The following is a 22273-nucleotide window of genomic DNA, read 5'->3' on the forward strand; positions in this document are numbered from 1 at the left end:
TAGATCCCCTGTGCTATTCCCGGCCAAGTCTGCCCCAGGCCATCGGCACGTCAAGCACGGGGCCCGTTCCGTGACCGTACGCGAAAGAAGTGTCGCGGAAGCGTTACAGGGGTCGCGCGAGCGGTACGCAGAATTTGCACGACAGTACGGAGAGCGGGTTTCATGGCCGGTCCGTCTCGTGCCGGTTCCGGCAGCCCGTCCCGGACCGGAGGCTTGCGCGGAGGCTGTAGCGTGGCCGACGGAGACCGTGACAACACCGCGCGCACCGCGGGCAGAAACGACGGCGAGGACTGATGGCACAGCAGCAGCGCGCTCAGGGCCCGTCCGACCCCGAGGCGACTGGCGGCGGCATGTCGGACGCGCCGGAGACCTGGGGCAACGGCGGGCTCGTCGGCGACGGCCGGTACCGGTTGACGCACAGACTCGGCCGGGGCGGCATGGCCGAGGTGTTCGCGGCCGAGGACGTGCGGCTCGGGCGCACGGTCGCCGTCAAGCTGCTGCGCTCCGACCTCGCCGAGGACCCGACCTCCAAGGCCCGCTTCACGCGCGAGGCGCAGTCGGTGGCCGGCCTCAACCACCATGCCATCGTCGCCGTGTACGACTCCGGCGAGGACACCGTCGGCGGCCAGGCGGTCCCGTACATCGTGATGGAGCTGGTCGAGGGCCGCACCATCCGCGACCTGCTGATGAACGCCGAGGCACCGGGCCCCGAGCAGGCGCTGATCATCGTCTCGGGCGTGCTGGAGGCACTGGCCTACTCGCACCAGCACAACATCGTGCACCGCGACATCAAGCCCGCCAACGTCATCATCACCAACAACGGCGCCGTGAAGGTGATGGACTTCGGCATCGCCCGCGCGATGCACGGCGCGTCCACCACGATGACGCAGACCGGCATGGTCATGGGCACCCCGCAGTACCTCTCGCCGGAGCAGGCGCTCGGCAAGGCCGTCGACCACCGCTCCGACCTGTACGCCACCGGCTGCATGCTGTACGAACTGCTGGCGCTGCGGCCCCCGTTCACCGGGGAGACGCCGCTGTCGGTGGTCTACCAGCACGTCCAGGACATCCCGACGCCCCCCTCGGAGGTCTCGGACGCCTGCCCGCCCGAGCTGGACGGGATGGTGATGCGCTCCCTGGCCAAGGACCCCGACGACCGTTTCCAGACGGCCGAGGAGATGCGCGGGCTGGTCCAGTACGCGCTGCAGATGCTCTACGAGCAGGGCGGCCACACCGGCACCTGGAACACCGGCCCGGTGGAGGCCCACGAGGGCCGGCACACCCCGGCGGCGGGCTTCGCGGGCACGACCGTGATGCCGCACCCGGACGTCTCCGGCACGGCGGCGATCCCGCAGCCGATCCTGCCCGCCGGGTACGGCAGCGGGGACGACGGCGGCTTCGAGGGCCACGGCAACCAGGGCAGCGGGCGCGGCAAGCTGTGGATCCTCGCGGTGCTCGCGGTGATCGCCGTCACGGCGGGCGTCGCACTGGCGCTGAACACCGGTGGCGGGGGCGGCGACAAGAAGGAGCCCGCCACGTCGCCGTCCGTCTCGCAGTCCACCGAGGACGACCCGGCCAGCGAGTCCCCGAGCGACGAGGAGACCGAGGAGCCGACCGGCCAGAACCCCGGCACCGGCACCGGCAACGGCAACGGCTCCGGCGGCAACTGGGACCGGTCGTACACCCCGTCCCAGACGCCGTCGCAGCCGCAGACCGAGGAGCCGAGCAACACGCCGCCGCCCACGCAGCCGACCGAGACGGGCGGCACCGACACCGGCGGCACCGACGCCGGGGGCACGGACACCGGCGGTACGGACACCGGGGGCACGAACCCCGGTGGCGCGAACAACGGCGGGGCGAACAACGGCGGCGCCGACGCCGGCGGCGCGGACGTGGGCGGAGCGGCCGGCGAGCCCGGGGTGACCGGAGCCGTGGGCGGCTGACCCGCCCCCCCCCGCGGGGCGGCGGTCCCTCACCCCGTGAACGCCCCGCGCACCGCGTCGTACTCCCGGGTCCACCACACCGCCAGGGCCGCGGTGGCCGGGAACTGGGAGTCCGCGCGGGTGTCACCGCGTTCGTAGTGCCAGCGGAGCATCCAGAAGTCGTTGAGGCGCTCCCACCACACCCGGTGCACCGCCGCCGCCAACTGGGAGGGCGTCGCCCCCGAGGCGCGCCGGTACGCGCGCGCGTAGGACCGCACCCTGCGCAGGTCGAGCGTGCCCGTCGGCCGGACGAAGAAGATCGCCGCGGCGCGTACGGCCTCCTCCGCGCGGGGCCGCACGCCCAGCCGGTCCCAGTCGACGATCGCGGCGGGCACGTCCCCCCGGTAGAGCACGTTGAACGGGTGGAAGTCCCCGTGCACCCACCCCACCGCGCCCCCGCGCGGCGGACGCCGGTCGGCGTGCCGCTCCAGGAGGGCGCGGCGCTCGAGCAGGCGGTGCCGGGCGAGGGCGTCGAAGGAGTCGGCGGGCCGGTGCCGGCGCACCCGGGTGAGCAGGTCGTCGATGAGCGCGAAGGTGTCCGCCGGGTCGGCGCTCTCCGCGGGGGCCGGGCCGGTGCGCGCGTGCGCCGGCATCACGCGCTCCAGCCCGGCGTGCACCGCCCCCAGCAGCGACCCCAGCCGTCCGCACTGGCCCGGCGTGAGCTGTCCGCCGTGCCGGTGCCGGCCGTCGACCCACGGGTGCAGGGCGTACGCGTGGCCGCCGACGACCGCGACGGTGCGCCCGTCCCGGCCGGCCAGCGGCGGGGCCACCGGCACCCCGAGGTCGGCCAGGCGCCGGGTGGCCCGGTGCTGGCGGACGATGGCCGCCGGATCGGCGGTCTCCGGGTCGAAGTGGTGCTTGAGGAAGAACCGGCCGCGCGTCGTGCACAGCCGGTAGCCGCGGTTGAGCAGGCCTTCGTCGACCGGTCGGCAGCTGAGGGGTGAGCCGGCGGCGTACCGGCGCAGCAGGGCGCCCAGTGGGGGCGCGTTCGGTACGGAGGGTGGTACACGGAGGGGCGACACGCGGCAGATGCTAGGGCAACCCCCGGCGTCTCTGAGCTGGGCCTTGTCACACATGGTCATTTATGATCACCGAGGGTGCTCGAAGCGACGCCGGTCGTGGGGCGCGGCTCTTCCCGTGCCCGGGGTGGCCGGGATAACGTGCCGTTGCTCCGGCCTCCTGCGAGGCTGTGACCAGCGCACCTTCCAGCTCCTGTGGATTTACTTGGAAATCCAAGCAAAAACGCAGGTCAGAGGGGGTTTCACAGAAATGTGGAACTCTGGGTAACGTGCTTGTTGCAGGTCGCTCGCCGGGGCACCTGTCACGCCTGTTCCCGGCCGAGCGGCACCCACCCCGTGCCCGGTGGCCGAGAAAAGGTGAGCCGCTCCCCCCGGCTCTCAACGAGCAGGGGGGATCCCAGGCCTACCGGCAATCCCGGGGGTCGGACCGACGGAGGAGCACACGTGACCGTGGAGAGCACTGCCGCGCGCACACCGCGACGCAGCGCCGGGACCAAGGCCGGCACCACCGGCGCCAAACGCACCGCAGGCACCGCCGGTGCCGCCAAGAAGGCCACCGGCGCCAAGAAGGCCACCGGCGCCGGGAAGAGCACCGGGAAGAGCGCCGAGCCCTCCCTCGTCCAGCTGCTGACGCCCGAGGGCAAGCGGGTCAAGAACGCCGAGTTCGACCCGTACGTCGCCGGCGTCACGGCCGAGGAGCTGCGCGGCCTGTACCGCGACATGGTGCTCACCCGCCGCTTCGACGCCGAGGCCACCTCCCTGCAGCGCCAGGGCGAGCTGGGCCTGTGGGCCTCGCTGCTCGGCCAGGAGGCGGCGCAGATCGGCTCCGGCCGGGCCCTGCGCGACGACGACTACGTCTTCCCCACCTACCGCGAGCACGGCGTGGCCTGGTGCCGCGGGGTGGACCCGACCAACCTGCTCGGCATGTTCCGCGGCGTCAACAACGGCGGCTGGGACCCGAACGGCAACAACTTCCACCTCTACACGATCGTCATCGGCTCCCAGGCGCTGCACGCCACGGGCTACGCGATGGGCATCACCAAGGACGGCGCGGACAGCGCGGTCATCGCCTACTTCGGCGACGGCGCCTCCAGCCAGGGCGACGTGGCCGAGGCCTTCACCTTCTCCGCGGTCTACAACGCCCCCGTGGTGTTCTTCTGCCAGAACAACCAGTGGGCGATCTCCGAGCCCACCGAGAAGCAGTCCCGCGTCCCGCTGTACCAGCGCGCGCAGGGCTTCGGCTTCCCCGGCGTCCGGGTGGACGGCAACGACGTCCTGGCCAACCTGGCCGTCACCCAGTGGGCCCTGGAGCGGGCCCGCGCCGGTGAGGGCCCGACGCTGGTCGAGGCGTTCACCTATCGGATGGGCGCCCACACCACCTCCGACGACCCCACCCGGTACCGGGGCGACGAGGAGCGGCTGGCCTGGGAGGCCAAGGACCCGATCCTGCGCCTGCGCCGCTACCTGGAGTCCTCCGGTCACGCGGACGAGGGGTTCTTCGCGGAACTGGAGACCGAGAGCGAGACGTTGGGCAGACGAGTGCGCGAGGCGGTCCGCGCCATGCCGGACCCGGACCTCTTCGCCATCTTCGAGAACGTGTACGCGGACGGGCACGCGCTCGTGGACGAGGAGCGGGCGCAGTTCGCCGCCTACCAGGCGTCGTTCGCCGACGCGGACGGGGGGAAGTGACATGGCGGAGAAGATGGCCCTGGCCAAGGCGATCAACGAGTCGCTGCGCCGTGCCCTGGACACCGACCCCAAGGTCCTGATCATGGGCGAGGACGTCGGCAAGCTCGGCGGGGTGTTCCGGGTGACGGACGGGCTGCAGAAGGACTTCGGCGAGAGCCGCGTCATCGACACCCCGCTGGCTGAGTCGGGCATCGTCGGCACGGCGATCGGGCTGGCGCTGCGCGGCTACCGGCCGGTGGTGGAGATCCAGTTCGACGGCTTCGTCTTCCCGGCGTACGACCAGATCGTCACGCAGCTCGCGAAGATGCACGCCCGCTCGCTGGGCAAGGTCAAGCTGCCGGTCGTGGTCCGCATCCCCTACGGCGGCGGCATCGGCGCGGTGGAGCACCACTCCGAGTCGCCCGAGGCCCTGTTCGCGCACGTGGCGGGCCTGAAGATCGTCTCGCCGTCGGACGCGTCGGACGCGTACTGGATGATGCAGCAGGCCATCCAGAGCGACGACCCGGTGATCTTCTTCGAGCCCAAGCGGCGCTACTGGGACAAGGCCGAGGTGGACACCGAGGCGATCCCCGGTCCGCTGCACACCGCGCGCGTGGTCCGCGGGGGCACGGACCTCACCCTGGCCGCCTACGGCCCGATGGTGAAGCTGTGCCAGGAGGTCGCGGCCGCGGCGGCCGAGGAGGGCCGCTCGCTGGAGGTGCTGGACCTGCGCTCGGTCTCCCCGATCGACTTCGACGCGGTCCAGGCGTCGGTGGAGAGGACGCGCCGTCTGGTCGTCGTCCACGAGGCCCCGGTGTTCTTCGGCTCCGGCGCGGAGATCGCCGCGCGGATCACGGAGCGCTGCTTCTACCACCTGGAGGCCCCGGTGCTGCGGGTCGGCGGTTACCACGCCCCGTACCCGCCGGCGAGGCTGGAGGAGTCCTACCTGCCGGACCTGGACCGGGTGCTGGACGCCGTCGACCGCGCGCTGGCGTACTGAGGGAGAGGGCCGTGACGACGATGACGAACGCGTCCGTACGCGAGTTCAAGATGCCGGACGTGGGCGAGGGACTGACCGAGGCCGAGATCCTCAAGTGGTACGTCCAGCCGGGTGACACGGTCACCGACGGCCAGGTGGTCTGCGAGGTCGAGACGGCGAAGGCGGCCGTCGAGCTGCCCATCCCCTACGACGGCGTGGTCCGCGCGCTGCACTTCCCCGAGGGCACCACGGTGGACGTGGGCACGTCCATCATCGCGGTGGAGGTCGCGGGCGGCGCGGCACCGGCGGCCGGCGCCCCCGCGGCGGAGACGGAGCCCGCGTCGGCCCCGCAGGAACCGCAGGAACCGAAGGCCGAGGGCTCGGGCCGCCAGCCCGTGCTGGTCGGCTACGGCGTGGCGACGTCCGCCACGCGCCGCCGCCCGCGCAAGGCCGCACCGGAGGCCTCCGCCGGACAGGCGGCGGTGTCCGTCCAGGCGGAGCTGAACGGCCGCACGCCGGCCCCGGAGCCCGTCGCCGAACCGGCCGCGGCGCGGCAGCGCCCGCTGGCCAAGCCGCCGGTGCGCAAGCTGGCGAAGGACCTCGGCATCGACCTGGCCACGGTCATTCCGACCGGCCCGGACGGCATCATCACCCGCGAGGACGTCCACGCGGCGGTCTCCGCGACGCAGGCTCCCGAGCCGGAGGTCCAGGCCCCCGCCCCGGCACCTGTCGCGCCCGCCGCCGCACCCGCGCCGGTGTCGTACGACACCGCCCGCGAGACCCGCATCCCGGTCAAGGGCGTCCGCAAGGCCACGGCGGCGGCGATGGTCGGCTCGGCGTTCACCGCGCCGCACGTCACGGAGTTCGTGACGGTCGACGTGACCCGCACGATGAAGCTGGTCGAGGAGCTCAAGGAGGACAAGGAGTTCAGCGGCCTGCGGGTGAACCCCCTCCTGCTGATTGCCAAGGCCCTGCTGGTCGCGATCCGGCGCAACCCCGAGATCAACGCCTCCTGGGACGAGGCGGCCCAGGAGATCGTGGTCAAGCACTACGTCAACCTGGGCATCGCGGCGGCCACCCCGCGCGGCCTGATCGTCCCGAACATCAAGGACGCCCACGCCAAGACCCTGCCCCAACTGGCCGAGTCCCTGGGCGAACTGGTGTCCACGGCCCGGGAGGGCAAGACCTCCCCGTCCGCGATGCAGGGCGGCACGGTCACCATCACCAACGTCGGCGTCTTCGGCGTCGACACGGGCACGCCGATCCTCAACCCCGGCGAGTCCGCGATCCTCGCGGTCGGGGCGATCAAGCCCCAGCCGTGGGTCCACAAGGGCAAGGTGAAGCCCCGTCAGGTCACCACCCTGGCGCTGTCCTTCGACCACCGCCTGGTCGACGGGGAACTGGGCTCCAAGGTCCTGGCCGACGTGGCCGCGATCCTGGAACAGCCGAAGCGGCTGATCACCTGGGCGTAGACACGACGACGGAGCCGCCTCCCCCGCGACACGGGGGAGGCGGCTCCGTCGGTTGTCCCAGTCCCCTGACAGATACCACCGGTTCTGGCGATCTCCACGGTTTCAGGGCGCCTCATGGGGCGTCCGCCCGGGCGGCGTTCCTCGCGGGGGCCGTCGCGAAGTGAGCCCCCCGGGGGCGCGGTCTTCCCGGCCGAAGCGCCCCGGGAGCGTCCGTCACCCGTTACGGGAGCAGGCCCACGGCGACGTGCGGGGCCGGGACCACGGGCGACGGCCACCAGGGCGGCGGCGGCGTCGATCTGTTCGTGCCGAGCACGCACGGCGGCCTGCCGCCGACGTCGTTCGCCGACAGCATCAGCACCGGTTCCCCCGGCGCGCACGGCGTGCCGGGGGGACGACGTCAACGCACTCCTGCCGGCGATCGGCGACGAGGCACTCCGCGCCTACCGCCTGGTGACGAACAGCGGTGGCGTCATCACCGGGCTCTCGCGGCCGGTGACGCTCTCCTTCGCCGGTACGGGTCACGACCTGCAGCCGGACTGCGCCTCCGAGGGCATCCTCCACACGGTGGGCGAGGACGCCGGCAACCCCGACCACGGGATGTGGAAGACCCGCCTCGTGCACGACAACGTCACCGGGGCGTGGAGCTTCGCCTCCCCGACCAGGCCGCACGACCGGTACTTCACGGAGTCCTTCAGCCGGCTCCCCGACCCGGTCCGCACCGGAGCGAAGTTCTACGCGGCCCGCTTCTGGTCCCACGTGCTCCCCTGACCGCACGGAACGGGGGCCCACCGGCACCGGTGAGCCCCCGTGGGCGTGCGTCCGCGTGTGCGCGTGTCCGCGGGGATCAGACCTTGCTGAAGCCGTAGCCCAGGAGCTTCTTCGCGTCCGTCTCGCGCTGGGCGGCCGAGGAGGAGGTGAGCACCGTGCCGATGACCGTCTTGCCGTTCCGCGTCGCCGCGAAGACCAGGCAGTACTTGGACGTCGAGCCCGAGCCGGTCTTCACGCCGATCGTGCCGCTGTAGTTGCTGAGCAGCGTGTTGGTGTTGGTCCACGGCGCCATCGTGCGGGTGCTGCCCGTCTTCGTGGTCGTCTTCGCCGTGTACTTCTTCGTCTTGACGATCGTGCGGAACGTGGAGTTCTTCATCGCGCTGCTGGCGATCTTCGTCAGGTCGCGCGGCGTGGAGTAGTTCTTGCCGTTGCCGATGCCGTCGAACGAGTCGAAGTGGGTGTTCTTCAGCCCCAGCTTCTTCGCCTCCGCGTTCATCTTGCCGATGAACGACTTCACGCGGGCCGAACGCGTCGAGCCCGTACCGAACTTGTCGGCGAGCGCGTACGCGGCGTCGCAGCCGGACGGCAGCATCAGCCCGTACAGCAGCTGGCGCACGGTCACCTTGTCGCCGACGATCAGGCGCGCGGACGAGGCGTTCTTCGACACGATGTAGTCGCTGTACGCCATCTGGATCGTGACCTTGGCGTCCAGGTTCAGGTTCTTCTGCGCGAGCACGACCTTCGCGGTCATGATCTTCGTCGTCGAACCGGTCGAGCGGCGCGTGTCCGCCGCCTTGGTGTACAGCGACTTGCCGTTCGCGTCGTTCATCACGAAGCCGCCCTTGGCGACGATGGAGGGCGCGGCGGCGGCCTGCGCGGGCGCAGCGTAGAGGAATCCGGAGGCGATCACGGCGCCGGTGGTCACGGCGACGCCGGTGGCTCTGCGGAGACGGATGCCCTGAATGCCGTTCTTCAAGTCAAATACCCCGATTACCTTGAATGGCCGTACGGTGCGGCCGGATTGAGGCGCGACCGCGCATGAAGGGCCGCACGAGTCTGACTCCTGTGCGGCGAGGATGGTTGTGCGGCCGACGGGTGAATTTCCCGGCTTGTGGAGGACTTCGGGGTCCGCATCGTGGACGAATACTTCCACGCGTACGTGTTGTATCTATCCTGTCGGCATGAGTGTGGCCCCCGTGAAGCAACCCCCCGCAGCCGACCGCGTCTACGTCCACGTCAAACAGGGCGTCCTGGACCGCCGTTACGAGGGCGGGACGCTGCTCACCGAGGGGGAGCTGGCCGAGGACGTCGGGGTCTCGCGCACCCCGGTGCGCGAGGCGCTGCTGCGGCTGGAGGCGGAGGGGCTGATCAAGCTCTACCCGAAGAAGGGCGCCCTCGTCCTGCCGGTCTCCGCGCAGGAGATCGCCGACGTCGTGGAGACGCGGCTGCTCGTCGAGGAGCACGCCGCGCGGAAGGCCGTGCCCGCGCCGCCCGGACTCATCGAACGACTGGAGCACCTGCTCGCCCGGCAGAAGGAGCAGGCCGCCGCCGGGGACCTCGCCGCGGCCTCCGTCACCGACCGCTGCTTCCACGCCGAGATCGTCCGCAGCGGCGGCAACGAGATCCTCTCCCGCCTCTACGACCAGCTCCGCGACCGCCAGTTGCGCATGGGCGTCGCCGTGATGCACTCCCACCCCGACCGCATCGCCAAGACCCTCGCCGAGCACGAGGAGATCCTCGAGACGCTGCGCTCCGGCGACCCGGAGGCGGCCGTCGGGGTCGTCCGCCGGCACGTCGGCCGGCTCTCCCTCCTGGCCCGGGGGGAGGTGCGATGAGCGACACCAAGGCGAGCCCGGCTGCCGGCTCCCTGCCCGGTGAGCCCCCGGGCGGGCGGCGCGCGCTGGCCGTGTGGGGCGTCGGCGTGGCGGTCTACTTCGTCGCCGTCATCTTCCGGACCTCCCTGGGCGTGGCCGGTCTCGACGCCGTCGACCGCTTCGGCGTCAACGCCTCCGCCCTGTCCACGTTCTCCATCCTCCAGCTGCTGGTCTACGCGGGCATGCAGATACCCGTCGGGCTGCTGGTCGACCGGCTCGGCACCAAGAAGGTGCTGGGCCTGGGCGCCCTGCTGTTCACGGCCGGGCAGCTCGGGTTCGCGCTCTCCCCGACGTACGGCATGGCGCTCGCCTCGCGCGCGCTGCTCGGCTGCGGGGACGCGCTGACGTTCATCAGCGTGCTGCGGCTGGGCACCCGGTGGTTCCCGGCCCGGCGCGGTCCGCTGGTCGGGCAGTTCGCGGGACTGGCCGGCATGGCGGGCAACCTCGTCTCCACGCTGGTCATCGCCCGGCTGCTGCACGGCGTCGGCTGGACGGCGGCGTTCGCGGGCAGCGCGCTCGCCGGCGCCGTGGTCTTCGTGCTGCTGGTGCTGTTCCTCAAGGACCACCCCGAGGGCCACGAACCGCAGCCCGTCCCGCACCAGGGCGCCGCCTACGTGCGCCGCCAGATCGCCGCCTCCTGGCGGGAGCCGGGGACGCGGCTCGGGATGTGGGTGCACTTCACCACCCAGTTCCCGGCGATGGTGTTCCTGCTGCTGTGGGGGATGCCGTTCCTCGTCGAGGCCCAGGGCCTGTCCCGGGCCACGGCCGGCGAGCTGCTCACCCTGGTCGTGCTGTCCAACATGGCCGTCGGCCTCGTCTACGGACAGATCGTCGCCCGGCACCACGGGGCGCGGCTGCCCCTGGCGCTCGGCACGGTGGCGGCGACGGCGCTGCTGTGGGCCGCCACCCTGGCCCACCCCGCCGACACCGCGCCGATGTGGCTGCTGATCGTGCTGTGCACGGTGCTGGGGGCCTGCGGACCGGCCTCGATGATCGGCTTCGACTTCGCCCGCCCGGCGAACCCGCCGGAGCGGCAGGGCACGGCCTCCGGGATCACCAACATGGGCGGCTTCATCGCCTCCATGACCACCCTGTTCGCGATCGGTGTGCTGCTGGACGCCACCGGGGGCGACTACACCGTCGCCTTCTCCGCCGTCTTCCTGCTCCAGGCCCTCGGGGTCGTCCAGATCCTGCGGCTGCGCGGTCGCGCGGTGCGCAGGGAGCGGGAGCGGCTGGTCGCCAGCCGGGTGGAGACGGTGCACGTGCCCGCGTGAGCGGACCGGCACCGGCTCAGCGCACGGGTACGAGGGTGAGGTACGCCAGGCCCAGCACGCCGCGGTAGCTCATCCACCGCGCCCGGTGCCGGTCCAGCCGCTCGCGGGTCTCGGCGGCCAGGGGATGGTCGCCGTGACCGGCCAGCCACACCTCCGCGTCCGCCCGGTACGCCGACTCGAACTCCTCCCACTCGTCGGGGCTCGCGGTCTCCGTCCACTCCGGCCGGAACCCGGCGGCCACCGCCAGGTCGAGCAGGGTCGCGAGGTCCGGGTGGTCGTCGGCGCGGGCGCCCGGCCACATGCCGGACAGTTCGGCCGCGGTCGGGGTGCGCTGCCAGAAGCCCTCGCCGAGCAGGACCCGGCCGCCGTCGCCGACCAGGCGGCGCAGGGAGGCGAGGGCGCGGGGGAGGTGACGGGGCGGTTCGACTGGGCCGAGGGCCTGGCTGGAGCCGACGCACAGCACCAGGTCGGCGGGGCCCCGGGAGGTGTCCTGCGCGGACTCCTCCAGGAACGCGACCCGGTCCGCCAGTCCCCGCCGCTCGGCGCTTCGGCGGCCGCGGGCCAGGTCGTCGGCGTTCAGGTCCAGGCCGGTGCCGGTCGCGCCGGGGACCGCGGCCAGCACGCGCAGCATCAGTTCGCCCCAGCCGCAGCCGATGTCGAGCACGGTCCGGGGCGCCGTCCCGGCCAGCCGTCCGACCATGCGGTCCGCCCGCGCCTCGGAGAGCGGGCCGTGGAAGGTGAGACGGGTGAGGCGGGGCGGGAGGTCGGTGGACGGCGCGTCGGGCCGGGGGCGCGGGTCGGTCATGGCCGGGACGCTACTGCGCCGACGGTCCGGCCCGCGGGGAATTTCCGGCCGGGAGGGTGCCCGGCCGGCCGTCCGCCACCGTCGCGGCGGACCCCGCTGCGGCCCGGCGCTCCTCCGTCGTCCCGTTTCCCGCCGCTCCTACTGCGTCAGCACGAAGTGCCGCAGGATCGCCGCCGCCAGGTCCGGGTCGCCCTCCGTCTTCACCCGGTCCGCCACCGCCTCCGGCGTCACCCGGCCGCAGGCCAGGCGGACGTAGGTCTCCCAGTCCAGGGCGAGGGTGGCGGCCGGGCCCAGCGCGGGGGCGGTCTCCAGCGTGCCGCGGCCCTGGATGTCGACGCGGACCGTGCGCAGGAACTCCACCGGCCCGCTGACGTCGACGACCACGGCCGAGCTGCGCGGCGCCTGCGCGTCCTGGGCCACCACGCGCGGCAGTTCGTCCAGCAGCACGTCCCGCGCGACGTGCGCGCCGGGGGAGTCGAGGTTGCCGGGGCTGCCGAGGGCGGCGCGCAGGTCCTGCTCGTGCACCCACACGGCGAAGGCGTGCCGGCGCATGGACTCCTCCAGCGTCAGGTCCGTGCCGAACGGGCCGCGCACTTTCGTGCCCGGGTCGCGCGACTCGTTGCGCAGTTGGCGGTTGCGGCGGATGATCATGTACTCCAGCTCGGAGGTCATCTCCGGCGCCGTGTGGTGGCGGCGCACGTCGACCTGCATCTCCATGTAGCGCTGGTGCTCGTTGGTGACGTGGAACAGGTCGCGCGGCAGCGTGTGGATGGGGCGCGGGTCGCCGAGCATCTCGGAGTCCAGGCCGATGACGTGCGAGACCACGTCGCGGACCGACCACCCCGGGCAGGGCGTCCGGCGGTTCCAGTCGGCCTCCGGGAGCGGCTGCACCAGCTCGGATATCGCTTCGATGGAGTGCGTCCAGGCGTCGGCGTAGGGCTGGAGAGTGGGATGCAGACTCACGGAACGGGACCCCTCGGCGGTCGGTACACGGGCAGGTTGTGGCGGCTGTGCCAGTGGCGGTGGCTGCACTCGGCGGGCGTCTCGGGGGCTAAGTTACGCTGCTGTGAGGTACCCCGGCAGTGCTTTCGTGTGACGATCGTAGGCCGTGTGGACGAGTCGAATGCCAGGACGGTGGTATTGTGCGCGCTTCCCTGCTCCAAGTCGCCGTGAACGAGGGCGAATCGGTCGAATCACGCCGGCGCCGGGTCGCCGGGATGGTACGGGAGCAGGCCGGAGCCGATCTCGTCGTCCTGCCGGAGCTGTGGACCACGGGCGCGTTCGCCTACGAGGGGTTCGGGCGCGAGGCGGAACCGCTCGACGGGCCGACCCACGAGGCGCTGGCCGAGGCCGCGAGCGACGCGGGCGTGTGGCTGCACGCGGGTTCCGTCCCCGAACGCGCCCCGGACGGCACCCTCTACAACACCTCGCTCGTCCTCTCCCCCTCCGGTGAGACGGCCGCCGTCTACCGCAAGATCCACCGCTTCGGCTTCGACAAGGGCGAGGCCGTGCTGATGGGGGCGGGCGACGCGCTGGTGACGGTGCGCCTGCCGCACACCACCCTGGGCCTGGCCACCTGCTACGACCTCCGCTTCCCCGAGCTCTTCCGCGGCCTGGTCGACGCCGGCGCCGAGACCTTCGTCGTCCCGGCGGGCTGGCCGGAGCGCCGCCGGTCCCACTGGACGCTGCTGGCCCGGGCGCGGGCGGTGGAGAACCAGGCCTTCGTCCTCGCGTGCGGGACGGCCGGGACGCACGCGGGGATCCCGCAGGCGGGCCACTCGATCGTGGTCGATCCCTGGGGCGAGGTCCTGGCCGAGGCCGGACCCGGCGAGCAGGTCCTCACGGTCGACTTCGACCCGAAGACGGTGGCGGGCACCCGGGAACGCTTCCCGGCCCTCAAGGACCGGGTCCTCGGCCTGGACCGCCCGCACCGCTGACCCGTCCGGCGGGCGGCGGGCGGGCGCCTACCCCTCCCGTTCCTTCTCCGCCAGGTTGATCACGCACACCGCCACCGCGATCAGCAGCGCCGGGTCCGCGTCCTCCCGTACGACGTCGACGCCGTAGGTGTCCCGGACGTGCAGCCACCGCCGTGAGATCACCGCGAGCAGTTCGCCGTCGTGCTCGACGGCGAACTCCCGGTCCAGGATCCTGCCGCTGACGTCCAGTTCGGTGCCGTCGTCCGCCAGGGAGACCCGGTAGTGGTTGCGCAGCAGGGACAGCCGCTTGCGCCGGACCGTCGCCAGCGTCTCGCCGCCCCGCTCGATCACCATGGTGTCCCGCAGGGCGAACATCTTCTGCCGGATGTCGATGAGGACCCGGCCCTGGGCGTCCTTCAGCTCGAAGGTGTCCCGCAGCCGCAGGGCCTTGCCGTCGACGAGGAAGACCCGGTTGCCCCGGTCGTCCTCGATCCAGTAGTCGTCCCCGATCCCGAGGATCCGGTCGCGTACGAGGAATCTCATGGCACCAGGACTTCCCCGCACCCGGCTGTGAAACGCCGCCGGTAGGCCGACGGGTCGAGTCCCGTCGCGCACCGCGGCCCCGTCCGCGGGGCCGCCCCCGGGGCGCGGGCCACCGGATCACCCGGAAGGAGGCGGCCCGGACGGGTCGCCCGCCCCCGGTGCCGGCCGGCCCGGGCGCCCCGGATGCCCGAGGTGCCCGGACGGGCGTCCGGTCAGACCCCGTACCCGTCGCCGTAGCCGTCGCGGGTGTGGGGCCGGGCCGGGTCGTCGACGACCGGCGTGGCGGGCGGTACGACGACCCGCCTGCGCCGGGCGATGCTGCTGAAGGTCGCGACGCCGATCAGACCGACGATCATGAAGATGATGCCGACGAGGTCAAGGTTGACACCCTGCATGTCCCAGTCGGTCGCGAACGTGAGGATTGCTCCCACGGCGATGAGGATGATGCATCCGCCGAGGCCCATGAGTGTCGCCTCCCTGTCCGGTCTTTCCGGTCACCTCCGGGTACCCGGGAGGGCATCACCCATGCAGCGCTGGAGAGTTGGCCGCCTGCGGCCGCCTTGCCGCGACTACCCCTCCAGGAACGCCACCAGCACGTTCGCCAGCAGGAACGGGTCCTTGGCGCCGCACAGTTCGCGCGCGCTGTGCATCGACAGGATGGCCACGCCGATGTCGACGGTCCGGATGCCGTGCCGGGCGGCGGTGATCGGGCCGATGGTGGTGCCGCACGGCATGGAGTTGTTGGAGACGAACGACTGGAAGGGGACGTCCGCCTTCTCGCAGGCCGCCGCGAACACGGCCCGGCCCGAACCGTCCGTGGCGTAGCGGTTGTTGACGTTGACCTTGAGGATCGGGCCGCCGTCGACGCGCGGGTGGTGCGTCGGGTCGTGCCGCTCCGCGTAGTTGGGGTGGACGGCGTGGCCGGTGTCGGAGGAGAGGCAGACGGTGCCGGCGAAGGCGCGCGCCCGGTCCTCGTAGGACCCGCCGCGGGCGAACACCGAGCGCTCCAGCACGCCGCCGAGCAGCGGGCCGTCCGCGCCGGTGTCGGACTGGGAGCCGTTCTCCTCGTGGTCGAAGGCGGCCAGGACGGGGATGTACCGCAGGTCCGCGCCGTGCGCGGCGACCGCCGTGAGGGCGGCCGTACCGGCGTGCACGGACAGCAGGTTGTCCATGCGCGGGCCGGCCACCAGTTCCTTGTCGCGGCCCAGGTAGGCCGGCGGTTCCACCGAGTGGACCATCAGGTCCCAGCCGGTGACCTCGCCCGCGGGGATGCCCGAGGTCTCCTCCAGGAAGGCGATGAGGTCGCCGTCGCGCACGTCGTCGCCCATGCCCCAGACGGGCTGGAGGTGCCGCTGCTTGTCGAGTTTGAGGCCGTCGGAGTTGACCGAGCGGTCCAGGTGGATGGCGAGCTGGGGGACGCGCAGCAGCGGACGGTCGACGTTCACCAGCCGGGTGGACCCGTCCCGCAGGGTCAGCCGGCCGGCCAGGCCCAGGTCGCGGTCGAGCCAGGAGTTGAGCAGCGGGCCGCCGTAGATCTCCACCGCCGCCTGGCGCCAGCCGTGCGCCCCGATGTCGGGCCGGGGCTTGACCCGCAGGTTGGGGGAGTCGGTGTGGGCGCCGACGATGCGGAAGGGGGTGTGCGGCTCGGCGCCCTCGGGGACGTACCAGGCCACGATCGCGCCGCCGCGCAGGACGTACTTGCCGCCGCTCGTCCCGTCCCAGGCGTCCGTCTCGGCGACCTGCCGGAAGCCGGCCTTGTCCAGCCGTTCGGCGGCGTGCGCCACCGCGTGGTACGGCGTGGGACTCGCCGCCAGGAAGGACATCAGGTCGTCGGTGTGGCCGCGGTCGAAGCGGGAGGGTGCGCTCATGGGATTCACCTTAACGAGGACGAGGACCCGCTTCCCGGTGCGGGGAGCGGGCCCTCGTACGGTCTCAGGCCGTCTCGTGCGGTTCGGCGGAGAGGGTCCTCGGTGTCCTCAGAAGGCCGCCTCGTCCAGTTCCATCAGGTCGAGCCCGACGTTCTCGGCGAGCTTGCGGGCGCCGGTGACGCCCGGCAGGACGTTGGCCGCGAAGAACTTCGCCGCCGCGATCTTGCCCTGGTAGAACGCCTTGTCCTTGGCGGAGGCGGTCTCCAGCTTCTCGGCGGCCACCGCGGCGCCCTTGAGCAGCAGGTAGCCGACGACGACGTCACCGGAGGCCATCAGCAGGCGGGTGGTGTTCAGGCCCACCTTGTAGATGTTCTTGACGTCCTGCTCGGTGGCCGCGAGGTCGGTGAGCATCAGGCCGACGATGGCCTCCAGCTCGACGGCCGCCTTGGCCAGGTGCTCGCGGGCGGTGGCCAGCTCCTCGCCGCCGGTGCCGAGGGCGAGGAACTTCTTGATGTCCTCGGCCAGCGAGTTCAGGGCCGCGCCCTGGTTGCGGACGATCTTCCGGAAGAAGAAGTCCTGGCCCTGGATGGCGGTGGTGCCCTCGTACAGGGTGTCGATCTTGGAGTCGCGGATGTACTGCTCGATCGGGTACTCCTGCAGGAAGCCGGAGCCGCCGAAGGTCTGCAGCGACTGGGCGAGCTGCTCGTAGGCCTTCTCGGAGCCGTAGCCCTTGACGATCGGCAGGAGCAGGTCGTTCAGCGCGTGGTCGGCGGACGCGTCCTCGCCGTTCGCCTCCTTGACCTGGATGGCGTCCTGGATCGAGGCGGTGTACATCACCAGGGCGCGCATGCCCTCCGCGTACGCCTTCTGCGTCATCAGCGAGCGGCGCACGTCGGGGTGGTGGGTGATGGTGACCTTGGGCGCGGACTTGTCCATGAAGTTCGCCAGGTCGGGACCCTGGACGCGCTCCTTGGCGTACTCCAGCGCGTTGAGGTAGCCGGTGGAGAGGGTGGAGATCGCCTTCGTGCCGACCATCATGCGGGCGAACTCGATGATGCGGAACATCTGGCGGATGCCGTCGTGCTTGTCGCCGATCAGCCAGCCCTTGGCGGGGTGCCGGTCGCCGAACGTCATCTCGCAGGTGTTGGAGGCCTTCAGGCCCATCTTGTGCTCGACGTTCGTGGCGTAGACGCCGTTGCGCTCGCCCAGCTCGCCGGTCTCGAAGTCGAACAGGTACTTCGGGACGAGGAAGAGGGACAGGCCCTTGGTGCCGGGGCCGGCGCCCTCGGGACGCGCGAGCACGTAGTGGAGGATGTTCTCCGACATGTCGTGCTCACCGGAGGTGATGAAGCGCTTCACGCCCTCGATGTGCCAGGAGCCGTCCTCCTGCTGGACCGCCTTGGTGCGGCCGGCGCCGACGTCCGAGCCGGCGTCCGGCTCGGTGAGCACCATCGTGGAGCCCCACTGCTTCTCGGTGGCGAACTTCGCGATGTGCTTCTGGACCTCGTTGCCCTCCTCGAAGAGGATGCCGGCGAAGGCCGGGCCGGAGGAGTACATCCACACGGCCGGGTTGGCGCCGAGGATGAGCTCGGCGTAGGCCCAGATGAGGGAGCGGGGAGCGGTGGTGCCGCCGATCTCCTCGGGCAGGCCCAGGCGCCAGTACTCGGAGTCCATGAAGGCCTGGTAGCTCTTCTTGAAGGACGCCGGGACCGGCGCGGTGCTGGTCTCGGGGTCGAAGACCGGCGGGTTGCGGTCGGCGTCGGCGAAGGACTCGGCCAGCTCGTTCTCCGAGAGGCGGGTCAGCTCCTCGAGGATGCTCTTCGCGGTGTCGACGTCCATCTCCTCGAACGGACCCGTGCCGTACAGCTTGTCGCGTCCGAGTACTTCGAAGAGGTTGAACTCGATGTCGCGGAGATTCGACTTGTAGTGCCCCATGGCGACGGCTCCGTTTGAGAGGGATCGGCGAGGCACTGACTCCTCGCACTACTTCACGTACCAACAAGTAACTCCGATGATGCTACCCGTCGGTAATAAGAAGCAACCCCGATCCGGACATCTGTGACCCACCCCTCCCGCGGGGTCAGTAGTCTGTGCGCCATGTACGGCTACGACCAGAACGCAGGGGCACAGCAGGGTTACGTCCCGCCGCAGCAGCAGATGCCGGGCGGGTACGGACAGCAGGCGCCGCTGTATCCCGAGCCGTCCCCGCCCTCGCTCGCGGACGCGGTGCGCGCGTTCACCACGGGCCAGATGGCCGCCGAGGACTTCCAGCAGATCTTCGCGACGTCCAAGGTGTACTGCCCGCGCGGCGACAACCCCGGGTTCCTCGCCCTGCACAACACCCAGCAGCCGGTGATCCCGATGTTCACCTCGCTCAAGGAGCTGCGGCGGTACGCGGGCAAGGAGTCCAAGTACTTCGTGATCACCGGCGCCGAGGTGATCGACCTGCTGCCGACCGGCTACGGCTTCGTGCTCGACATGGAGGGCGAGCACCGGATGGTGTTCGACGCGAAGGCCGTGGAGCAGATGGTCGACTTCGCGATGCGCCGGATGTACGGCTAGCCGCCGTTGCCCCGCGGACGACCGGAGTACCGGACGGCCGGACGGCCGTGCCGTGCGGTCCGCCGACCCGTGCGACGCCCACACCGAGCCCGGAGGGAATGCCCTCCGGGCTTTCTCGGTTTGAGGTGGCAGAAAGTTCAACGCTCAACTAAAGTGGTCGTACACGAGGAGGTACCGACATGCCCGCAGTGACCGTCGAGAACCCGTTGACGCTGCCCCGCGTGACCGCACCGGCCGAGGCCGTGGCGCGTCCCGTGCTCGCCGTCACGACCGCGCCCAGCGGTTTCGAGGGCGAGGGCTTCCCGGTGCGCCGGGCGTTCGCCGGGATCAACTACCGCCATCTCGACCCGTTCATCATGATGGACCAGATGGGTGAGGTGGAGTACGCGCCGGGCGAGCCCAAGGGCACCCCCTGGCACCCCCACCGGGGCTTCGAGACCGTCACCTACATCATCGACGGGGCCTTCGACCACCGGGACTCCCACGGCGGTGGCGGCAGCATCACCAACGGCGACACCCAGTGGATGACGGCCGGCTCCGGCCTGCTGCACATCGAGGCGCCGCCGGAGCAGCTCGTCATGTCCGGCGGACTCTTCCACGGGCTCCAGCTCTGGGTGAACCTCCCCGCCAAGGACAAGATGATGGCGCCGCGCTACCAGGACATCCGGGGCGGCAGCGTCCAGCTCCTCACCTCCCCCGACGGCGGCGCGCTGCTGCGGGTCATCGCCGGTGAGCTGGACGGCCACGAGGGCCCGGGCATCACCCACACGCCGATCACGATGGTCCACGCGACGCTCGCGCCGGGCGCCGAGATCACGCTCCCCTGGCGCGAGGACTTCAACGGTCTGGCCTACGTCATGGCGGGCCGGGGCGCCGTGGGCACGGAGCGCCGCCCGATCCACCTGGGGCAGACCGCGGTCTTCGGCACCGGTTCCTCGCTGACCGTCCGTGCGGACGAGAAGCAGGACTCCCACACGCCGGACCTCGAGGTCGTGCTCCTCGGCGGACGGCCCATCCGTGAGCCCATGGCCCACTACGGCCCGTTCGTGATGAACACCCGCGAGGAGCTCCAGCAGGCGTTCGAGGACTTCCAGAAGGGCCGCCTGGGCACGGTCCCGGCCGTGCACGGGATGTCCGAGGGCGGTCTGTAGAGCCCGCCGGAACCCCGGTGAACGAGCCCCGTCCGGATCCGGACGGGGCTCGTTCACGCGGGGACGCGTACACGGAGGTACGGCAGGGCGGTGGTCCTCAGGGCGACGGGCTCGCGATGCCGATCGTGCCCGACCCCGGCCCGCGGTCCCGCGCGCGGGCCGGGCGACCGGCCGCGGCCCGGCCGCTCAGCCGGGCCCGTCACCGTTGGGCCCGGTCCCGTCCGCCTCGTACAGCTCGAACCAGATGCTCTTGCCCTCGCCGCGGGGGGCCACCCCCCAGGTGTGGGCCAGGAGCTCGATCAGGAGCAGACCGCGGCCGGAGGACGCCAGCTCGCCCGGTCTGCGCCGGTGCGGGAGGTCGTCGCCGGCGTCGGTGACCTCGATGCGCATCCGGCGCCCGCCCCGCCCGCCGGTGACCTCGGCGACCAGCAGGGCGTCGGTGTCGGTGTGCACGAGGACGTTGGTGAGCGTCTCCGACAGCAGCAGCACCGCCGAGTCCACCTGGTCCGGCGACGACCAGTCGTGCAGCAGCTCGCGCAACTGCTGCCGGGCCGCCGCGACCCGCTCGGGCTCGGCCTGGGCCACCGTCAGCATCGTGCGGCGCACCAGCGGCCGTACCGTGTCCGTCTCCGCGCCGCAGACGCTCCCCCCGCCCTGCCGGCACAGCAGCAGCACGGCGATGTCGTCCTCGCGGCGGTCGATCAGCGGACCGGTGGTGTGGTGCGAGGAAGGGCCGAGCACCGCCTGCACCAGGGCCTCGGCCAGTTCCTCGAGATCGCCCCGGTGCTCCTCGAGGATGCCGCGCAGCCGCCGCCGGCCGGTGTCCAGGTCGTGGCCGCCGGTCTCGATCAGCCCGTCCGTGCAGATCAGCATGGTCTCGCCGGACTCCAGGACCAGCCGGGTGGTGGGGTAGTCGGCGTCCGGGTCGATGCCCAGCGGCAGCCCGCCCGCCGTCGGCCGGGTCAGCACCGTCGCGTCGGGCATGCGGAACACCGGGTCCAGGTGCCCGGCGCGGGCGACCTCCAGCACCCCGCTCGCGGGGTCGACCTCGACGTACAGACAGGTCGCGAAGCGCAGCTCGGCGGGGTCCGCCTCGCCGAGCCCGTGCAGGAAGCGGGAGGCCCGGGAGAGCACGGCGTCCGGGCGGTGGCCCTCGGCGGCGTACGCCCGCAGGGCTATGCGCAACTGGCCCATCAGCCCGGCCGCCCGTACGTCGTGGCCCTGGACGTCCCCGATGACCAGGGCGAACCGTCCGTTCGGCAGCGGGATCACGTCGTACCAGTCGCCGCCGACCTGGAGCCCGCCGCCGGTGGGGACGTAGCGGGCGGCCACGCTCATGCCCGGAATGCGCTGCGGGCCGAGCCGGGGCAGCATCGAGCGCTGCAGCCCGTCGGTCAGCGCCCGCTCGGTCTCGGCCGTTCCCGCCCGGGAGAGCGCCTGGGCCAGCATGCGCGCCACGGTGGTCAGCACGGAGCGCTCGTCGGGGGTGAACGCGACCGGGTAGGTGAAGCCCGCCATCCACGCGCCCATCGGGTTCCCGGCCACGGTCAGCGGCAGGAACGCCCAGGACCGGCGGCCGAAGCGCTGGGCGAGCGGCCAGGTGAGCGGGTAGCGCCGCCTGTACTCCTCCGGGGAGGAGAGGTACACCGCGCGGCCCGTCCGCACCACCTCGGCGGCCGGATAGTCCGTGTCCAGCGGCAGGTAGGTGAACGGACCCTCGTCGCCGGGCTCCTGCCCGTGGTGGCCGATGATCGTGAGCCGGTCGCCCTCCACGCCGAAGACGGCCAGTCCGTCCGGTGAGAAGCCCGGCATCGACAGGTTGGCGGCGACCCGCAGCACCTCCTGCGTCGACCGCGCCTCGGCCAGGGCCCGGCCCGCGTCCAGCAGGAACGCCTCCCGCGACCGCCGCCAGTCGCCGGTGACCGCACTGCGTCCGGCGGGCGTGCCCGGCGTGGGCTCGGCGACCTCCTGGAGGGTGCCGGTCAGGACGTAGGACTTGCGGACGCGGTCGAAGGTGGGCTTGGAGCGGCTGCGCACCACCCGGACGACCCGGTTCTGGTCGTCCATGATCCGGATCCGCACCTCGGCGAGCGTGCCCTCGGCGACGGCGAGGCGGATCACACCGGTGATCTCGTTCCAGTCGACGGGGTGCAGACGGGACCGGACCTGGGCCTCCGTGAGGGTGGTCCGTTCGGCGGGGAGCCCGAGCAGCCGTGCCGCCACGGCGTCGACCGTGACCATCCCGGCCGCGGTGTCCCAGTGCCACAGGCCGGTGTCGAGGACGGCGAGGACGTCCTCCAGGGAGGACAAGGGCTCACCAGTGCGCATTGCCCCACTTTAGGAAGATGAGGGCGAAAAGTTCCACTGAGGGAGCACCCCGGCACGAGCGGTA

At 72.0% G+C, this 22273-nt stretch carries 19 protein-coding genes; 10 read left to right on the top strand and 9 right to left on the bottom strand.

From position 1 onward, the window contains the following. The first annotated feature begins 293 nt into the window (after positions 1 to 293). Positions 294 to 1943 (top strand): protein kinase domain-containing protein, encoded by a 1650-nt coding sequence (locus CP969_RS20200; RefSeq protein WP_004985792.1) that lies wholly within the window; start codon positions 294 to 296, stop codon positions 1941 to 1943. Between the two features lie 29 nt (positions 1944 to 1972). Here the strand turns inward: CP969_RS20200 and CP969_RS20205 are convergent, their stop codons facing one another. After that, positions 1973 to 3004 carry a phosphotransferase gene (locus tag CP969_RS20205; RefSeq protein WP_016825439.1) on the bottom strand — a complete coding sequence of 344 codons (1032 nt, stop codon included), beginning with the start codon at positions 3002 to 3004 and terminating at the stop codon, positions 1973 to 1975. 441 nt (positions 3005 to 3445) lie between these two features. On the opposite strand from CP969_RS20205, the gene pdhA reads away from it, so the two are divergent. The 4 genes from pdhA to CP969_RS20225 all read left to right on the top strand — a co-directional run bounded on the left by pdhA (position 3446) and on the right by CP969_RS20225 (position 7888). Further along, entirely contained in the window at positions 3446 to 4690 is a 1245-nt protein-coding gene (gene pdhA, locus CP969_RS20210) for a pyruvate dehydrogenase (acetyl-transferring) E1 component subunit alpha (protein WP_016825438.1), read from the top strand. Position 4691: 1 nt separating this feature from the next. Then, a complete protein-coding gene (locus CP969_RS20215; protein WP_150474950.1) occupies positions 4692 to 5669 on the top strand; it encodes an alpha-ketoacid dehydrogenase subunit beta in 978 nt (325 codons plus the stop codon). Positions 5670 to 5680: 11 nt separating this feature from the next. Continuing rightward, positions 5681 to 7120 carry a dihydrolipoamide acetyltransferase family protein gene (locus CP969_RS20220; RefSeq protein WP_016825437.1) on the top strand — a complete coding sequence of 480 codons (1440 nt, stop codon included), beginning with the start codon at positions 5681 to 5683 and terminating at the stop codon, positions 7118 to 7120. Between the two features lie 450 nt (positions 7121 to 7570). Then, the gene (locus CP969_RS20225; RefSeq protein WP_016825435.1) at positions 7571 to 7888 is read left to right on the top strand and encodes a hypothetical protein; all 318 of its coding nucleotides are present in this window, start codon (positions 7571 to 7573) and stop codon (positions 7886 to 7888) included. A 76-nt stretch (positions 7889 to 7964) separates the two neighbouring features. Here the strand turns inward: CP969_RS20225 and CP969_RS20230 are convergent, their stop codons facing one another. Beyond that, positions 7965 to 8864 (bottom strand): D-alanyl-D-alanine carboxypeptidase family protein, encoded by a 900-nt coding sequence (locus CP969_RS20230; protein ID WP_004985779.1) that lies wholly within the window; start codon positions 8862 to 8864, stop codon positions 7965 to 7967. A 205-nt stretch (positions 8865 to 9069) separates the two neighbouring features. On the opposite strand from CP969_RS20230, the gene CP969_RS20235 reads away from it, so the two are divergent. Both CP969_RS20235 and CP969_RS20240 read left to right on the top strand, forming a co-directional pair. Continuing rightward, positions 9070 to 9723: a GntR family transcriptional regulator gene (locus tag CP969_RS20235; RefSeq protein ID WP_004985774.1), complete on the top strand. Its 654-nt coding sequence runs from the start codon at positions 9070 to 9072 to the stop codon at positions 9721 to 9723. Further along, entirely contained in the window at positions 9720 to 11036 is a 1317-nt protein-coding gene (locus CP969_RS20240) for an MFS transporter (RefSeq protein WP_004985772.1), read from the top strand. The genes CP969_RS20235 and CP969_RS20240 overlap by 4 nt, the downstream gene beginning before the upstream one ends. Before the next feature lie 16 nt (positions 11037 to 11052). Here CP969_RS20240 and CP969_RS20245 read toward each other — a convergent pair whose 3' ends face one another. Together CP969_RS20245 and CP969_RS20250 are read right to left on the bottom strand one after the other, a co-directional pair. Continuing rightward, the gene (locus tag CP969_RS20245) at positions 11053 to 11841 is read right to left on the bottom strand and encodes an SAM-dependent methyltransferase (protein ID WP_016825433.1); all 789 of its coding nucleotides are present in this window, start codon (positions 11839 to 11841) and stop codon (positions 11053 to 11055) included. Positions 11842 to 11979: 138 nt separating this feature from the next. Continuing rightward, complete coding sequence (locus CP969_RS20250) at positions 11980 to 12804, bottom strand: maleylpyruvate isomerase family mycothiol-dependent enzyme (RefSeq protein ID WP_004985768.1); 825 nt, start codon at positions 12802 to 12804, stop codon at positions 11980 to 11982. 179 nt (positions 12805 to 12983) lie between these two features. Here CP969_RS20250 and CP969_RS20255 point away from each other — a divergent pair, with 179 nt between their 5' ends. Next, the gene (locus CP969_RS20255) at positions 12984 to 13778 is read left to right on the top strand and encodes a carbon-nitrogen family hydrolase (RefSeq protein ID WP_004985764.1); all 795 of its coding nucleotides are present in this window, start codon (positions 12984 to 12986) and stop codon (positions 13776 to 13778) included. A gap of 27 nt (positions 13779 to 13805) precedes the next feature. Here CP969_RS20255 and CP969_RS20260 read toward each other — a convergent pair whose 3' ends face one another. The 4 genes from CP969_RS20260 to CP969_RS20275 form a co-directional block, all read right to left on the bottom strand. Next, positions 13806 to 14300 carry an LURP-one-related/scramblase family protein gene (locus tag CP969_RS20260; RefSeq protein WP_016825432.1) on the bottom strand — a complete coding sequence of 165 codons (495 nt, stop codon included), beginning with the start codon at positions 14298 to 14300 and terminating at the stop codon, positions 13806 to 13808. Between the two features lie 212 nt (positions 14301 to 14512). Then, positions 14513 to 14764, bottom strand: coding sequence for a DUF6458 family protein (locus CP969_RS20265; protein ID WP_016825431.1), 252 nt, complete (start codon positions 14762 to 14764; stop codon positions 14513 to 14515). 105 nt (positions 14765 to 14869) lie between these two features. Then, positions 14870 to 16168, bottom strand: a complete 1299-nt coding sequence (locus tag CP969_RS20270) for a M18 family aminopeptidase (protein ID WP_004985758.1) — start codon at positions 16166 to 16168, stop codon at positions 14870 to 14872. Positions 16169 to 16276: 108 nt separating this feature from the next. Beyond that, positions 16277 to 18103, bottom strand: coding sequence for an acyl-CoA dehydrogenase (locus tag CP969_RS20275; RefSeq protein WP_016825430.1), 1827 nt, complete (start codon positions 18101 to 18103; stop codon positions 16277 to 16279). A gap of 162 nt (positions 18104 to 18265) precedes the next feature. Here CP969_RS20275 and CP969_RS20280 point away from each other — a divergent pair, with 162 nt between their 5' ends. Beyond that, positions 18266 to 18730, top strand: a complete 465-nt coding sequence (locus tag CP969_RS20280; protein WP_004985747.1) for an SseB family protein — start codon at positions 18266 to 18268, stop codon at positions 18728 to 18730. A gap of 179 nt (positions 18731 to 18909) precedes the next feature. Next, positions 18910 to 19881 (top strand): pirin family protein, encoded by a 972-nt coding sequence (locus tag CP969_RS20285; protein WP_004985746.1) that lies wholly within the window; start codon positions 18910 to 18912, stop codon positions 19879 to 19881. A 186-nt stretch (positions 19882 to 20067) separates the two neighbouring features. Here the strand turns inward: CP969_RS20285 and CP969_RS20290 are convergent, their stop codons facing one another. Then, complete coding sequence (locus CP969_RS20290; protein WP_026085036.1) at positions 20068 to 22209, bottom strand: ATP-binding SpoIIE family protein phosphatase; 2142 nt, start codon at positions 22207 to 22209, stop codon at positions 20068 to 20070. Positions 22210 to 22273 lie beyond the last annotated feature (64 nt).

The organism is Streptomyces viridosporus T7A, assembly GCF_008704515.1.
In the GTDB taxonomy this organism is placed as follows: Bacteria; Actinomycetota; Actinomycetes; order Streptomycetales; family Streptomycetaceae; genus Streptomyces; species Streptomyces viridosporus.